Below are 14,645 nucleotides of genomic sequence, written 5' to 3' on the forward strand. Positions count from 1 at the left end.
ACTATGCCGTGCTCCGCGAACCCGACGACACGCACCGGGTGGCGCCGTGAAGGTCCTCGTCGTCGAAGACGAGGCGCTGCTGGCGTCGACCCTGATGATGGGATTGCGGGCCGAGGGATTCACCGTGGTGGCGGTGGCCACCGGCGTCGACGGGTTGGCCCGCGCCACCGAGGGCGAGTACGACGTCGTCGTCCTCGACATCATGCTGCCCGGGCTCAACGGGTACGAAGTGTTGCGGCACATGCGTTCTCGCGGAATCTGGACGCCGGTGCTGATGCTGACCGCCAAGGACGGCGAGTACGACCAGACCGACGCCTTCGACCTCGGTGCCGACGACTACCTCACCAAGCCGTTCTCGTTCATCGTGCTGGTGGCGCGGCTTCGGGCTCTGGTGCGTCGTGCCGCGCCGCAGCGTCCCGCCGTCCTGGAGGCCGGCATGCTGACGCTCGACCCGTCGCGTCGCGAGGTGTTCCGAGGCGACGCGCAGATCTCGCTGACACCACGCGAGTACGGCCTGCTCGAATATCTGATGCGCAACAAGGACACCGTGGTGACCAAGGCGCAGATCCTGCAGAACGTCTGGGCCGCCGACTACGAGGGCGCCGACAACGTCGTCGAGGTGTACGTGGGCTACGTGCGGCGCAAGATCGACATTCCGTTCGGCACCAAGACCATCGAGACCGTCCGCGGCGTGGGTTACCGGTTGGCCTCCGACGGCGTCAGCTGAACCGTCACCGACGTTCCGGTGCCGATGCCCTGGCCGACCTCCACCTGGCCGCCGTGAGCCGCGACGATCTCCCGCACGATCGCCAGGCCCAGACCCGAACCGCCTGCGCTTCTGGACCGGTCGGAGTCCAGCCGGACGAAGCGGTCGAAGACGCGCTCGCGGTCCTCGGGCGGGATGCCAGGCCCGTCGTCGGCGACGGTGACCAAGACCGCGTCGGCGCCGCCCCGCACGGAGACCCGAACGCGCGAGGCCGCGTGCCGTACGGCGTTGTCGAGCAGGTTGCGCAGAACCCTCGACAGCGCGGCGGGATCTCCGGTCAACCGGGCCGGCTCCAGCTCACCCTGGACGTCCAGCGTCGTCTCGCGGCGTAGCCGCTCGAGTTCCTCGGCCACCAGATCGTCGAGGTCGACGTCCTCACGGGCGATCTCCAGCCCCCGCTCGTCGGCCCTGGCCAGCAGCAGAAGGTCGTCGATGAGCACCTTCATGCGCAGGGCCTCGGGCATCAGCGTCGTGGTGACCAGGTCGCCGGCCTGATCGTCGCTGAGCACCTCGGGGTGGGCGACGACCACCTCCAGCGCCGAGATGATGGTCGTCAGCGGGCTCCTCAGTTCGTGTGAGGCGTCGCCGACGAAGCGCTTCTGCGCCTCGTGACCCGCTTGGATGCGGGCCAGCATCTCGTTCATCGTCACCGCAAGGGCCGCGATCTCGTCGCGACTGTCGGGCACCGGAACCCGTTCGGCCAGATCGGAGGTGGTGATCTCGGCGACCCTGGACCGGATGTCGTCGACCGATCGCATGGACCGGTGGACCAGCACGTAGGTCGCCACCCCGGACACCAGGATTACCACGGGCGCGGCGATGCCCAGCGCGACGACGACCGCCCAGATGGTCGACGCAATCGTGGCGGTGCCCTCCCCGACCACCACGGTGTACCGGCCGTCGGGGCCGGTGACCGTTTGGGCGCTGAAGCGGACGCGGTCGAACGGCGTGGACACCTCGGGCATGCCGATGCGAATCCCGTCGCCGACGTCGCTCATCGCGACAAGCGGCGTGGCGGGGGCCGCCGGTGACCGCCGCAGCACCGCGCCGTCCCCGCCGATCACCTGCACTGCCACGATGCGCTGGTCGGTGCTCAGCAGGATCGGATCCAGGCCGGCGACGCCGCGGGCGGTGAGCTGGGTCGAGATCTCGCTGACCCTGGTGGCCGCCGCGGTGTCGACGCCCGAGAGCATGGTGCGGTAGAGAATCGCCGCGAGCCCGGCCCCGGCGATGCCAAGGGCGACGAAGCGACCGTCGCCGCGACCAGTGCCGACCGCGCCGAGATGCCCCACTCCGCAGTGCGCCGTCTCGCCATAGCGGTGACCAGTCCATCACAATGTTTGCCGTGCCCGACATGCAGCAGGTCCACGAGTGGTTTCTGCATCGTGGCCTGCCGCTGGTGCTGACCCGGCGGGTGCGCTCGCGGCATCTGATCGAGCGCTCGGCGCCGATGGTCAGTGGCGTGGGGGCGCTCACGGCGGTGACGATGCTGCTGGCCGAAGTGACCGGCGATTCTCCCGACTACGGGTATGCCGTGCGGCTGGGCGTGATTGCCGTCGTCCTGCTCGCCGCGCCGTTCGCGCTGTACCTGCTGCACCGCCTCGACACCACCCGCGGCGAGAGGGGCCGGCGGACGGCGGCCCTGGTGGTCATGGCGATCTTCGTGGTCGTCATGCCGGTGACGGTCAGCGGGTGGTCGCCCGCCGCCGCAGCCGAGGCGCCGGCGTTCGTCGTCATCACGGTGCTCGCGATCTGGCTCACCTATGTCGGCTTCGGGTCGATCGCGGCCTGGGCGTTCCGCTTCGCCTGGGTGCAGCTCGGCGCCCTCGGCACGCTGATGAGCCGTGCCCTGCCCCTGCTGATGCTGACGGTGGTGGTCTACTTCACCGGCGAGCTCTGGCAGCTCGCCGCGCGCATGACGCGCCAGCGGCTGTGGCAGGTCATCGGCTTCTTCGCCGTCGTCGCCCTTGCGTTCGTGGTAACGACCATCCGCGACGAGGTACGCGCGCTGCGGGAGGACCGCGCCGGGGAGACCGACCAAGCCAGCCTGCTGACCGGGACCCCGCTGGCGGTGCCGGCGGGTGACCGGATTCCCCGCACCCCGCTCTCACGCGCCGAGCAGATCAACGTCGCCGCCGTCATGGTGGTGTCCCAGGCCATCCAGGTGGTGTTCTTCACCGCGGGCGTGTTCGCGTTCTTCCTGGCCTTGGGCATCGTCGCGGTGCCCGACGACGTCGCCGTCCTGTGGTCGGCCGAGCAGAGCTGCGCAGTGGGTCAACCTCCGTGCGCGGGAACGTGGTTCGGAATCCACATCCCCATCCCGCAGACGACGGTGCACATGTCGCTGTTCGTCGCGGTGCTCTCCGGCCTGTACTTCACCGTCAGCACCAGCGTCGACCCGCTGTATCGGCAACGCTTCTTCGACCCGCTGATCGCCGACGTCGCGGTGAGCCTCGCGGGGCGCGACGCCTACCTGCAGGTGAACGCCAGGGTCTAGAGGTACTGCCCCAGGTTCGACTCGGTGTCGATGGCCCTGCTGGCGCTGGAGCTCTTGCCGGTGACCAGCGTGCGGATGTACACGATCCGCTCGCCCTTCTTGCCCGAAATCCTGGCCCAGTCGTCCGGGTTGGTGGTGTTGGGCAGGTCCTCGTTCTCGGCGAACTCGTCGACGATCGAGTCGAGCAGGTGCTGGATGCGCAGACCGTGCTGCCCGGTCTCCAGGACCGACTTGATCGCGAACTTCTTGGCCTTGTCGACGACGTTCTGAATCATCGCGCCGGAGTTGAAGTCCTTGAAGTACATGACTTCCTTGTCACCGTTGGCGTAGGTGACCTCGAGGAAGCGGTTCTCGTCGACCTCGGCGTACATCCGCTCGACGACCTTCTCGATCATCGCCTTCACGCACGCACCGCGGTCACCGCCGAACTCAGCGAGATCGTCGGCGTGCACCGGCAGGTCCTCGGTCAGGTACTTGGAGAAGATGTCCTGGGCCGCCTCGGCGTCCGGCCGCTCGATCTTGATCTTGACGTCCAAGCGGCCGGGCCGCAGGATCGCCGGGTCGATCATGTCCTCGCGGTTGGAGGCGCCGATGACGATGACGTTCTCCAGGCCCTCGACGCCGTCGATCTCGCTGAGGAGCTGCGGCACCACGGTGGTCTCGACGTCGGAGCTGACGCCGGTGCCACGGGTCCGGAAGATCGAGTCCATCTCGTCGAAGAACACGATCACCGGCGTGCCCTCGGAGGCCTTCTCCCTCGCACGCTGGAAGATCAAGCGGATGTGGCGCTCGGTCTCGCCGACGAACTTGTTGAGCAGCTCGGGGCCCTTGATGTTGAGGAAGTACGACTTCGCCTCGCGGGCGTCCTCGCCACGGACCTCGGCCATCTTCTTGGCCAACGAGTTGGCCACCGCCTTGGCGATGAGCGTCTTGCCGCACCCGGGCGGCCCGTAGAGCAGCACGCCCTTCGGGGGCCGCAGCGAGTACTCGCGGTAGAGGTCCTTGTGCAGGAACGGCAACTCCACGGCGTCGCGGATCTGCTCGATCTGACGCGTCAGACCACCGATGTCGTGGTAGCTCACGTCGGGCACTTCCTCGAGCACCAGATCCTCGACCTCGGCCTTGGGGATGCGCTCGAAGGCATAACCGGCCTTGGTGTCCACCAGCAGCGAGTCGCCAGGGCGCAGCTTGCGGGGCTTCCAGTCGTCGTCGGACGGCTCCGCGTCCGGGTCCTCCACCAGGAACTCCGCGGCGACCAGGGGTTCGGCGAGCCAGACGATGCGCTCCTCGTCGGCGTGACCGACGACCAGGGCGCGGTGGCCGTCGCCGAGGATCTCGCGCAGGGTGCTGATCTCGCCGACGGACTCGTAGGTGCCGGCCTCGACGACCGTGAGGGCCTCGTTGAGCCGGACCGTCTGGCCCTGCTTGAGATCCTTGACCTCGATGTTCGGCGAGCACGTCAGCCGCATCTTGCGACCGGAGGTGAACACGTCGACCGTGTCGTCCTCGTGAGTGCCGAGCAGGACGCCGTAGCCGCTGGGCGGCTGGCCCAGTCTGTCCACCTCTTCGCGCAACGCCAGCAACTGCTGACGTGCTTCCTTGAGCGTGTCCATCAGCTTGGCGTTGCGGGCCGCCAAGGAGTCGATGCGGGCCTCGAGCTGGTGCACGTCTCGTGCGCTTCGAAGGCCACTGTCGGACCCCACCGAGCGTTCGAGCTGCTCGCGAAGCGCGGCGGCTTCGCGGCGCAGCTCTTCCAATTCGGCAGCCTCGCCACTGGACATGGGCTGTGACTCACTCATGTTGCGCCCCTCCCCGCACCGAAAGTTGGTGCAGTAACACCTTCAACGCTACCGGCGATTCAGTCTTTGTGCGTCGTGTAGGAATTCGACACACCAGCAACACTGTTAGCCTCATTGACGAGTTAGGCCGATCGAAAGGACAGCCGTGATCCTGAAAACCCTCGTTACCGGCATGGCAGCAGCAGCCGTCGTAGCCGGAGCAGCGGGTGGTGTGACGTCCGTTGCATCGAACCTCGGTTCGGGCGCGTCACCGTCCACGGCCGTCGTACAGCCCGTGGTCTTGGGCATCCCGATGCCCCAGGCGCCGGCACCCGACCTCCAGGCGCCCCTGCTGCAGACCCTCAACGGGCTCGCCGGTGGTGGCTCCTTCTCCGGCGCCAAGGGCACGTACATCGAGGGCGGCCTGGGCCGCATCGAGGGCATCGCCGCCGACCGGGAGTACAGCAAGGCAGCCGCCAAGGGCTACTTCCCGCTGAGTTTCGTCGTCGCCGACGTCGACTCGGACGGCACGACCGCCACAGCGAACGTCACGGCCACCGCGAACACCGGTGCCACCAAGACCGAACCGGTGACCTTCGTCGCCGGCCCCAGCCCCACCGGATGGCAGATCTCCAAGCAGTCGGCGTTGGCGCTGCTGTCCTCGCAGGGCTGACCTGACCAGCCGCGCACCCGTCCTGAGCGCCGTCACCTTGGTGGCGGCGCTCTGGCTTGGCGGGTGCGCCGACCCGCCTCAGGCGGCTGGGCCGCAGAGCGCGCCTCCCGCGACCGGAACCATGCGTCCTGCTCTGCCCACGGTCGCGCCGTTGCCGTCGCCGGATCAATTGACGGGCGTCCTCTACCGGTTGGCCGATCCGACGGTGCCGGCCGAGCAGAAGGTCGCCCTGGTGCAGTACGCCACGGCCGACGACGTGCCCGCGCTGAAGAACTTCGGCGAGGCCCTCGTCGCCAGCGGATTCGCCCCGCTGACCGTGGACGCGACCGACCTTCGGTGGGCTGGCGAACCCGGCCACGTGGTCGCCACGGTGACCATTGGCTCACCCGATCCGCAGGTGCGCCCCTTCACATTTCCCATGGAGTTCGCCCCCGTCCGCGACACCTGGCAGCTCAGCAAGCGGACCGCCGACCAACTGCTGCCGCTCGTCGGTGCGACGCCACCGCCACCACCTCCGCCAGCGCCGCCGCCGGGTTAGACCGCGGGCCGCTTGCGCCGGTACGGCGCGGGCGTCACCGTGCCGGGCGCCAACTTGCGCGCACTGACCAGGAACGCGGTATGGCCGCGCATCGAGTGCTGTGGGCGCACGGCAAGGCCGACGACGTCCCACCCCCGCTGCAGTGACTCCCACGCTCGCGGCTCGGTCCAACACAGCTGCTCCCGCAGCGCCTCCACGATCCGCGACAACTGCGTCACCGTGGCGACGTAGACCATCAGCACACCGCCGGACACCAGAGCGCCCGCAACGGCCTCGAGCACCTCCCACGGCGCCAGCATGTCCAGCACCGCCCTGTCGACCTGAGGCCCGTCGTAGGTGGTGAGGTCGGCGATCCGCAGGTCCCAATTCGCCGGCCGCTCGCCGTAGAACGTGACCACGTTGCGTTCGGCGTGCTCGGCGTGATCCTCGCGAAGCTCGTAGGACACCACGGTGCCCTGCGGCCCGACGGCCCGCAGCAGCGAGCACGTCAGCGCGCCCGAGCCGGCACCGGCCTCCAGGACACGCGCGCCAGGAAAGATGTCGCCTTCGTGCACGATCTGCGCGGCGTCCTTCGGGTAGATCACCTGCGCGCCGCGGGGCATGGACAGGACGTAGTCCATGAGCAGCGGCCGCAGCACCAGGAACGAGTCGCCGTTGGCGGACTTGACCACGCTGCCCTCGGGCTGCCCGATCACCGAATCGTGCGGGATGCCGCCGCGGTGGGTGTGGTACTCGCCGCCCGCGCTGAGCACCATCGTGTAGTGCTTGCCCTTCGCGTCGGTCAGCTGGACACGGTCGCCGACGTCGAACGGCCCGGTGCGTTTCACAGCCGCTGAGCCTGCCAGCAGACCCGCCGACGCCGGTGGGCGGGGTTGTCGGTCGAGCGTCATAGGCTGCCCGTGGCACGGCAGCGACGACGGGAGCGGAGGGAGATCACGGTGAGCGAGCAGGCGGTGGCGTCATCGGCCCCGATGCCCACGGAGGCCCCGATTCGGCGTCCCGCGTTGTCGCCGTCGCGGGCCAGCGATTTCAAGCAGTGTCCGCTGTTGTATCGGCTGCGCGCCATCGACCGCCTGCCGGAGCCCTCCTCACCCGCCCAGATGCGCGGGACGGTGGTACACGGCGCCTTGGAGCTGCTCTACGCACTGCCCGCGGCCAGCCGAGTCCCCGGCACCGCGACGACGCTGGTCGAGCCGGCGTGGGAGGAGATGGCCGCGGCGCGCCCCGAGCTGACCGGGGACGTGGACCCGGCCATGCGAGACAGGTTGCTCGAGGAGGCTAGGGCGCTGGTGGCGGGTTACTACCGCCTGGAGGACCCGACGCGGTTCGACCCGGAGAGCTGCGAACAGCGCGTCGAGGTCGAGCTGTCCGACGGCACGCTGCTGCGCGGCTTCGTCGACCGCATCGACGTCGCCCCCACCGGAGAGTTGCGGGTGGTGGACTACAAGACCGGCAAGGCGCCCTCGGCCACCCGCGAGGCAGCCGAGGCCAAGGCCTTGTTCCAGATGAAGTTCTACGCCGTGGCCCTGCTGCGGTCGCGCGGGGTGTTGCCCGCCCGGCTTCGCCTGCTGTACCTCGCCGACGGTCAAGTCTTGGACTACACGCCCGACCTCGACGAACTGGTGCGCTTCGAGAGGACGCTGATGGCGATGTGGCAGGCCATTCAAAGCGCCGGCGAGACCGGCGACTTTCGGCCCAAGCCGTCGCGGATGTGCGACTGGTGCGCCCATCATCGCCACTGCCCGACGTTCGGTGGTACGCCGCCGCCGTACCCCGGTTGGCCGACGGGGACCGACCACGCGGAGCCGGCGGCATGACCGACAGCTATTACCGACGACTCGGCGCCGACGGCGACACCCATCTGTTCGACAGCACGAAGTACACGGCGAGCAATTGGGATTCGACGATCCAGCACGGTTCGCCGCCGCTGGCCCTGATGACCCGACTCCTGGAGGATCAGGCCGCGGGCTCCGGGCAGCGGATCGGCCGGTTGCTCCTCGACATTCTCGGCGCCATCCCCGTGGCGCCGGTGCGCGTGCGTTCGTGGGTGCAGCGCCCAGGGTCGCGAATCTCGTTGCACCAGGCCGAGATGTCTGCCCAACGCCCGGACGGCAGTTGGCGGGCCGTGGCCACCCTGTCGGCCTGGATGCTGGCCGTCGGCGACACCGCCGCGGTCGCCTTCGACCGTCATCCCCCGCTCACCGAGGGCGAGCAGTCGACCGACGCGCACGGGTGGGACGGCGCACCGGGTTACCTGGAATCGGTGACCTGGCGGCGCCAAACCGTCGGCGACGGCGGCGCGTCGGTGGCCTGGCTGCGCTCGCTCCTGCCCCTCGTCGACGACGAGCCCGTCACCGACCTGCAGCGGATGGCCCTGGTGGTCGACTCCGCCAACGGCGTTGGCGCGCAGCTGGATCCGGCCCGCTACACGTTCATGAACACCGACACCGCGGTGCACCTGCACCGGTTGCCGCGCGGGGAGGACTTCGCGGTGCGGGCGCGCGGGTCGATCGGACCCGACGGCATCGGCGTCACCACCGCCGAGATCTTCGACCGCGACGGCTTCATCGGCACCTCGGCGCAGACCCTGCTGGTGATGCCGCGCTAGACGTACTCAGGCCCAGAGGGCGCTCGCGGTCGCATCCGCGTCGCGTATCCCGGCGGCCAGATCCACGGTGGCCACCAGCAACTCGGAGTCGGCGCCGTCGCCGACGCGCGGCGCTTCTGCCACGATCGCGCCGTCCGGCGCGATGATGCGGCTCTTGCCGAACAGGTCGCCACCACACTGGTTGACCATGATCCACCACTGCCCGTTCACCAGCGCGTTGGCCGGATACAGGACGTCCCACCACGATTCGGCGCCGGTCTCGTAAGCGCACGGTGCGACGACCACCCTGGCACCGAGACGGTTCAGGCGACGCGCGTAGGAGGGGTGGTCTCCGTCGAAGCAGGTGCTGATGCCTACGGTCCCAATGCCGTCGACGTCGAGGGTCGTCGGCCGCTCACCTGGGTCGAAGACGTCGCCCTCGTCCAACGGGGTGTAGAGATGGACCTTCCGGTGGGCGACCGCGAGCCGACCGTCGGGTCCGTACACGACGGCGGTGTTGTGCAATGCTTCGCCGTCGAGTTCGGGCACCGAGCCCGCGAACAACCAGAGCCCGTGCTCACGCGCCGCGGCCGACAGCGCGTCGCCCCGCGGGCCGTCGAGGGGCTCGGCCGCCGCCCTGGCGTCACGGGCCAGGGTCGCCGGATCGTACCCGCAGGGCCACAGCTCCGGCAGGACCACCAGGCCGCAGCCACGCCGAGCCAGTTCGGCGACGAAACCCGTTGCGCTGCTCAGGTTGTGCTCGGCGTCGCCACACCGCGAGAGCCATTGCGCCAGTCCGATGGTGACCCCGTCGCTCACGAGTCTCCAAAGGCGTGGACACACCCGGTCAGGTTGTCGGGTCGAAGGATCGATTCGAGCTCGGAGGGGGTCAGCAATCCGCGGTCGAGCACCAGCGACGCGATGTCGGAATTGGAGTTCAGGGCGTCGGCGGCCAACCGGGTGGCAGCCTCGTAACCGATGTGGGGGTTGAGCGCGGTCACCAGACCGATCGAGTGCTCGACGGCGGCCCGCATGTGCGCGACGTTGGCGGTGATGCCCACCACGCACCGCGTTCGCAACGTGTCACACGCGGCGGTCAGGTGCGCGAGCGATTCGAACAGGCTGTGCGCGATGATGGGTTCGAAGGCGTTGAGCTGCAACTGGCCGCCCTCGGCGGCCATGCTGATCGCGATGTCGTTGCCGACCACCTCGAAGGCCACCTGGTTGACCACTTCCGGAATGACGGGGTTGACCTTGCCGGGCATGATGCTCGAACCTGCCTGCACCGCAGGCAGGTTGATCTCGCCGAACCCGGCCCGCGGCCCCGACGACAAGAGGCGAAGGTCGTTGCAGATCTTCGAGAGCTTGACCGCCGTGCGCTTGAGCACGCCGGACAGCTGGACGAATGCGCCGACGTCCTGCGTCGCCTCGACCAGGTTGGACGCCGTCACCAGCGAGAGGTCGGTGACGGCGCACAGCTCCTCACATACGGCCTCGGCATAGCCACGCGGGGCGTTGAGACCGGTGCCGATCGCCGTGCCCCCGAGGTTGATCTCGGAGATCAGCGTGACCGCCTCGCCGAGCCGGTCGGCGTCTTCGCCCACCATCACCGCGTAGCTGCCGAACTCCTGGCCCAGCGTCATCGGCACGGCGTCCTGCAGCTGGGTGCGCCCCATCTTGAGGTGACCGCCGAACTCGACGGCCTTGTCCGCGAACGCCGTCACCAGTGCGGCCATCGCGACTCGCAGCCGGTGCACGGCGAACTGCAGCCCGATCTTGACCGCGGTCGGGTATACGTCGTTGGTGCTCTGCCCCAGGTTGACGTGTTCAAGGGGATGCAGATGGCGGTAGTCGCCACGCTGGTGCCCGAGCAGCTCGAGCCCCCGGTTGGCGACGACCTCGTTGGCGTTCATGTTGGTCGACGTGCCTGCGCCACCCTGGATGACGTCGACGACGAAGTGGTCGTGGAGCTCGCCGGCCCTGATCTCCTCGCATGCGGCGACGATCGCGTCGCAGTGTTCGGCGTTGAGGAGGCCAAGGCGTCGATTCGCCCTGGCCGCAGCGAGTTTGACGCACGCCAGGGCGACCACGAGCTCGGGATGGCTCGAGATGGGCGTCCCCGTGATGGCGAAGTTCGCTACTGCCCTCGCCGTGTGCACGCCGTAGTAGGCCTCGTGGGCAACCTCGTAGTCGCCGAGCAGGTCGTGCTCGAGGCGGGTCAGCGCCGTGGTCATGACACCGCACCGGTGAGGAGTCGGTCACGGGTGGCCGGGTCGGACGCGGCGTCGAGCAGTGTCAGCGCCAGTGCGCGAGCGCCGTCGGTCACGGCCCGATCGGCGGCGGCGGTGACCGCGGCGGCGGCGAACTCGAGTTGATGGTTCACCGCGGGCAGCGAATTGATGCCGATGTACGGGTGGATCGCCGAGATGCGTTGCGAGACGTTGCCCATGTCGGTGGAGGCCCGGTTCATCAGGGAGTCGGCACCCGAACTGAACCGTCGGCCGATCTCCTCGGCGCGGCGGACGTAGTGGCCCAGCAGACCGTCGTCGGTGCGAAACTCCGCGTAGGGCTTGCTCTCCGGGGTGATCGTCAACTCGCAGCCCGTTGCCAGCGCACCGGCCTCGAAGCAACGGTTGACCCGCTGCTCGAGGCCGGCGAGTTCGGCGAGCGTCCCAGCGCGGACGTACCAGCGCCCCTCGGTGCGTTGCGGGATGGCGTTGGGTGCCTCTCCCCCGTTCGTCATCACCCCGTGCACCCGGACGTCGTTCGGCAACTGCTGGCGCAGCATGCCGATGGCGACCTGGGCGATGGTGAAGGCATCGGCGGCGTTGACGCCACGATCGGGATACGCCGCTGCGTGCGCAGCCTTGCCGTCATAGCGAATGTGGCTGTGCGACACCGCATACGGCTCGGCACGCGCCACGTCGACCGGGCCCGGGTGCACCATCGCGGCAGCGTGGACACCGTCGAATCCGCCGCGCTCCAGCATCTCGATCTTGCCACCGCCGCCTTCTTCGGCCGGGGTGCCGAGGACCGTCAGCGTGATGCCGAGGTCGTCGACGTAGGGGGCGAGGGCCATGGCGGCACCGCTGGAGATCGCCGCGATGACGTTGTGCCCGCAGGCGTGGCCGAGGCCGGGCAGGGCGTCGTACTCGGCACAGACCGCAAGGTGCAGCGGCCCCGTCCCGATTCTGGCCGCGAAGGCGGTTGGCAAGCCGGTGAAGTGCTCAGACACCGTGAAGCCGGCGTCGTCGAGGTCACCGGCGACGCGTGCGCAGGATCGAACTTCCTCCCAGGCCACCTCGGGATGCGCGTGCAGGTCGTGGGAGAGCGCCAGGATGCGGTCGGTGGTGCGGTCGCACGCCGCGCGGACGGCGTCGTCGATGGCGGTCATCGGTCTCCGGGTACTCCGTAGGACGGTGCGGCAGTGGGGTCGAGGCCGCGCGTGCGGTAATCGGCCTTGACGGGGTCCCACAACAGCCACAGCCGTTGCAGTTCGCCGATCGGATCGTCGTGCCAGTCGACGCGCAGATCGGTCACGGGCCACGGCACGTCGTCGACCACCTGCAGCCCGGCGGAGTGCACCGGGCCTGCTTCGCCACCCGCGGTGACCGCAGCGTGTAGTCCGTCGAGCAGTCGCTGCTCGAGCGTGGGCGCCGTCGAGTCGGCGTACCCGCCGATCAGGGCGGTGACGACGTCGCGGTCGTGGAGCATGTTGCCTGCCGCCGCACGATCGGGCGCGGTCACCTCGTGGCGGATGCCGAGGGCCTCGGCTCCCGTGTGCACGGCGGTGTTCCCGGTGCGGTCGACCACGATCAACTGCCGGTACTGGGGGTGTTCTTCTCCTGCGACGGTCGCCGCGAGGGCGGCAGCCGCGTCGGCCCCGGTGGCCAATTCGTCGAGCGCCACGGCGCCCAGCCGAGGATTGGTGACGTTTTGGCTGGCGACGGCGCCGACTCCGGCCCGCAGGTGCACGCACCGGGAGGCGACGGCCGGGCTGGACGAGCACACCACCATGCCGAACGCGGTGCCGTCGCGCACCACGAGGGAGAACGTCACGACCGACCCGCGGACTGGCTGAGCACCGCGGTGGCGTCGATCTCGACGAGCCACTCCGGCCGGGCCAGGGCGCTGACGACCAGCCCGGTGGACACCGGGTAGACGCCCTTGAGCCAGCGGCCCATCACGCGGTACACCGTTTCGCGGTAACGAACGTCGACGAGGTACACGGTGACCTTGACGATGTCGCCGACGCTGCTGCCGGCCTCCTCGAGCAGCATCGCGATGTTGGCCATGGCCTTCTCGGCCTGCGCCTCGACGTCCCCGATGCCGACCGATTCGCGGGTGTCGAGATCCTGTCCGATCTGTCCGCGGAGGTACACCACACCGCCGGCGACGACGGCTTGGCACAGGTCGTTGTCGAGGTTCTGCTCCGGGTAGGTGTCCTTGGTGTTGAAGGGGCGAATCCTGCGGTGGGTCGCGCCCTGTGGCGTGGCATCGATCATCAGCCCAGAATCCCTTCCGTTCGGGGGGCCTCGTAGGCCAGGTAGCTGCGCTGGATGGCAATCTGATCCGCGAGGTATTTGGCGTCGTGCCACACCCCCCAGATGAAGCTCGAGCCGCGCCGGGACTGCCACGGCAGCCCGAGGAAGTAGATCCCCGCCTCGGTGGACACACCTCGCTGGTGTCGCGGCCGTCCGTTGGAGTCGAAGGCGTCGACCTGCAGCCAGTCGTAGTCGAACGCGAACCCGACCGCCCAGATGACCGTGGTGATTCCGGCGGCGGCGAGGTCGAGTCGACCGATCGGGTCGGACCCGCACTCCGGATCGGGAGCGAAGACGCGAGCTTCGGGCTCCTCGGGAAGATCGAGACCGTTGCGCGCGACGTAGGCGTCGGCTTCGTCGAGCATCGACAGGTAGTTCGCGTCGCCGGCGTCGATGTTGGCGCGCAGATCCGGCGCGATGGTCAGCACGCCGTCGGCGTAGTCACCAGCCATGCCCAGGAGCGTGATCCCACTGGCCGCCAAATTCCGGAAGTCGACGGTGTGGCCACCGTGGGCGCCGCTGACGGCGATGGTGACGTGCTCCGCACCGCGGGGCGGCGCGGCGGCGTCCCACTTGCCCAATACGCCAAGCCACCAACAGAAGTCGCGCCCCCGGTAGCTGCGCGGCGGTCGGTCGTGGGGCCCGACGGCCAGATACACCTGACGCCCGGACTGCTGCAGTTCGTCGGCGATCTGCACACCCGAGGATCCGGCGCCAATCACCAGCACCGCACCGTCGGGGAGCTGTTGCGGATTGCGATAGGCGCTGGAATGGATCTGGTGCAGCCCGGAGGTCTCGGGAATCACCGCCGGCACGACGGGTTTCTGAAACGCTCCCGTTGCGGCGACGACGAAGCGGGCGTTCAGGTCACCGTCGGAGGTCTCGACGTGAAATCCACTCTTGCCCTCCATCTTTCGAACCGAGTTCACCTGAACCCCGGTCCGGACCGGGGCGTCGAACTTGGTCGCATAGGCCTCGAGATAGTCGGCGACGCGCTCCTTGCCGGCGAACGCGTCGGGGGCGATGTCGAACTCGAGACCGGGAAACCGGTCGTGCCACGCGGGGCCGTTGGCGACCAGCGAGTCCCACCGCCACGACCTCCACCGTTCGGCGATGCGGTCGCGCTCGACGACGAGGTGCGGCACGTCGCCGGCACTGAGGTGCTCGCTCATCGCGATGCCTGCTTGGCCGGCACCGACGACCAGCACCTCGATATCGTGGCTCACCACCGTGTCCTCCACTGCATTCGACGGATGCGTTCG

At 69.0% G+C, this 14,645-nt stretch carries 14 protein-coding genes and 1 pseudogene; 6 read left to right on the plus strand and 9 right to left on the minus strand.

The genetic code is table 11. The annotated features are described in order from the left end of the window. Window positions 1–46: 46 nt before the first annotated feature. Complete coding sequence (locus H7K45_RS23975) at window positions 47–727, plus strand: response regulator transcription factor (protein WP_263998555.1); 681 nt, start codon at window positions 47–49, stop codon at window positions 725–727. Here H7K45_RS23975 and H7K45_RS31570 read toward each other — a convergent pair. Then, window positions 697–2,081, minus strand: a pseudogene (locus H7K45_RS31570) (sensor histidine kinase). The gene H7K45_RS23975 and the pseudogene H7K45_RS31570 overlap by 31 nt on opposite strands. Window positions 2,082–2,102: 21 nt before the next feature. Between H7K45_RS31570 and H7K45_RS23985 the strand changes: the two are divergent. Next, window positions 2,103–3,263 carry a hypothetical protein gene (locus H7K45_RS23985; RefSeq protein WP_263998557.1) on the plus strand — a complete coding sequence of 387 codons (1,161 nt, stop codon included), beginning with the start codon at window positions 2,103–2,105 and terminating at the stop codon, window positions 3,261–3,263. Here the strand turns inward: H7K45_RS23985 and arc are convergent. After that, window positions 3,260–5,062, minus strand: a complete 1,803-nt coding sequence (gene arc / locus H7K45_RS23990) for a proteasome ATPase (protein WP_263998558.1) — start codon at window positions 5,060–5,062, stop codon at window positions 3,260–3,262. The two genes, H7K45_RS23985 and arc, sit on opposite strands and share 4 nt — an antisense overlap. 145 nt (window positions 5,063–5,207) lie before the next feature. Here arc and H7K45_RS23995 point away from each other — a divergent pair, with 145 nt between their 5' ends. Further along, window positions 5,208–5,714 (plus strand): MTB12 family secreted protein, encoded by a 507-nt coding sequence (locus H7K45_RS23995; protein ID WP_263998559.1) that lies wholly within the window; start codon window positions 5,208–5,210, stop codon window positions 5,712–5,714. A gap of 1 nt (window position 5,715) precedes the next feature. After that, the gene (gene lppK / locus H7K45_RS24000; RefSeq protein WP_504928630.1) at window positions 5,716–6,252 is read left to right on the plus strand and encodes a lipoprotein LppK; all 537 of its coding nucleotides are present in this window, start codon (window positions 5,716–5,718) and stop codon (window positions 6,250–6,252) included. Here the strand turns inward: lppK and H7K45_RS24005 are convergent. Beyond that, complete coding sequence (locus tag H7K45_RS24005) at window positions 6,249–7,079, minus strand: tRNA (adenine-N1)-methyltransferase (RefSeq protein WP_263998561.1); 831 nt, start codon at window positions 7,077–7,079, stop codon at window positions 6,249–6,251. The genes lppK and H7K45_RS24005 overlap by 4 nt on opposite strands. 144 nt (window positions 7,080–7,223) lie before the next feature. Between H7K45_RS24005 and H7K45_RS24010 the strand changes: the two genes are divergently transcribed. Together H7K45_RS24010 and H7K45_RS24015 are read left to right on the plus strand one after the other, a co-directional pair. After that, window positions 7,224–8,069: a RecB family exonuclease gene (locus H7K45_RS24010; RefSeq protein ID WP_263999285.1), complete on the plus strand. Its 846-nt coding sequence runs from the start codon at window positions 7,224–7,226 to the stop codon at window positions 8,067–8,069. Further along, window positions 8,066–8,860 carry a thioesterase family protein gene (locus tag H7K45_RS24015; RefSeq protein ID WP_263998562.1) on the plus strand — a complete coding sequence of 265 codons (795 nt, stop codon included), beginning with the start codon at window positions 8,066–8,068 and terminating at the stop codon, window positions 8,858–8,860. The genes H7K45_RS24010 and H7K45_RS24015 overlap by 4 nt, the downstream gene beginning before the upstream one ends. 6 nt (window positions 8,861–8,866) lie before the next feature. Here the strand turns inward: H7K45_RS24015 and H7K45_RS24020 are convergent, their stop codons facing one another. Genes H7K45_RS24020 through H7K45_RS24045 form a run of 6 tightly spaced genes read right to left on the minus strand, consistent with a single transcriptional unit; the run spans window position 8,867 to window position 14,612 of the window. Continuing rightward, window positions 8,867–9,658: a carbon-nitrogen hydrolase family protein gene (locus tag H7K45_RS24020; RefSeq protein WP_263998563.1), complete on the minus strand. Its 792-nt coding sequence runs from the start codon at window positions 9,656–9,658 to the stop codon at window positions 8,867–8,869. Continuing rightward, on the minus strand, window positions 9,655–11,073 hold the full coding sequence (locus H7K45_RS24025) for an aspartate ammonia-lyase (RefSeq protein WP_263998564.1): 1,419 nt from the start codon (window positions 11,071–11,073) through the stop codon (window positions 9,655–9,657). The genes H7K45_RS24020 and H7K45_RS24025 overlap by 4 nt, the downstream gene beginning before the upstream one ends. Next, entirely contained in the window at window positions 11,070–12,233 is a 1,164-nt protein-coding gene (locus H7K45_RS24030; protein ID WP_263998565.1) for a M20 family metallopeptidase, read from the minus strand. The genes H7K45_RS24025 and H7K45_RS24030 overlap by 4 nt, the downstream gene beginning before the upstream one ends. Further along, window positions 12,230–12,898 (minus strand): DUF1028 domain-containing protein, encoded by a 669-nt coding sequence (locus H7K45_RS24035; protein ID WP_263998566.1) that lies wholly within the window; start codon window positions 12,896–12,898, stop codon window positions 12,230–12,232. Before H7K45_RS24035 ends, H7K45_RS24030 begins: the two co-directional genes overlap by 4 nt. Beyond that, the gene (locus tag H7K45_RS24040) at window positions 12,895–13,344 is read right to left on the minus strand and encodes a RidA family protein (RefSeq protein WP_263998567.1); all 450 of its coding nucleotides are present in this window, start codon (window positions 13,342–13,344) and stop codon (window positions 12,895–12,897) included. The genes H7K45_RS24035 and H7K45_RS24040 overlap by 4 nt, the downstream gene beginning before the upstream one ends. Next, on the minus strand, window positions 13,344–14,612 hold the full coding sequence (locus H7K45_RS24045; RefSeq protein WP_263998569.1) for a flavin-containing monooxygenase: 1,269 nt from the start codon (window positions 14,610–14,612) through the stop codon (window positions 13,344–13,346). Before H7K45_RS24045 ends, H7K45_RS24040 begins: the two co-directional genes overlap by 1 nt. Window positions 14,613–14,645 lie beyond the last annotated feature (33 nt).

Origin of the sequence: Mycobacterium yunnanensis (assembly GCF_025823185.1) — a bacterium.
GTDB lineage: Bacteria > Actinomycetota > Actinomycetes > Mycobacteriales > Mycobacteriaceae > Mycobacterium > Mycobacterium yunnanensis.

What these genes read in the sequence shown, in the direction of transcription:
- H7K45_RS23985 (WP_263998557.1), top strand. Translation starts at nt 2,103, where the DNA reads ATGTTTGCCGTGCCCGACATGCAGCAGGTCCACGAGTGGTTTCTGCAT.
- arc (WP_263998558.1), bottom strand. Translation starts at nt 5,062, where the DNA reads ATGAGTGAGTCACAGCCCATGTCCAGTGGCGAGGCTGCCGAATTGGAA.
- H7K45_RS24010 (WP_263999285.1), top strand. Translation starts at nt 7,224, where the DNA reads ATGCCCACGGAGGCCCCGATTCGGCGTCCCGCGTTGTCGCCGTCGCGG.
- H7K45_RS24015 (WP_263998562.1), top strand. Translation starts at nt 8,066, where the DNA reads ATGACCGACAGCTATTACCGACGACTCGGCGCCGACGGCGACACCCAT.
- H7K45_RS24025 (WP_263998564.1), bottom strand. Translation starts at nt 11,073, where the DNA reads ATGACCACGGCGCTGACCCGCCTCGAGCACGACCTGCTCGGCGACTAC.
- H7K45_RS24030 (WP_263998565.1), bottom strand. Translation starts at nt 12,233, where the DNA reads ATGACCGCCATCGACGACGCCGTCCGCGCGGCGTGCGACCGCACCACC.
- H7K45_RS24040 (WP_263998567.1), bottom strand. Translation starts at nt 13,344, where the DNA reads ATGATCGATGCCACGCCACAGGGCGCGACCCACCGCAGGATTCGCCCC.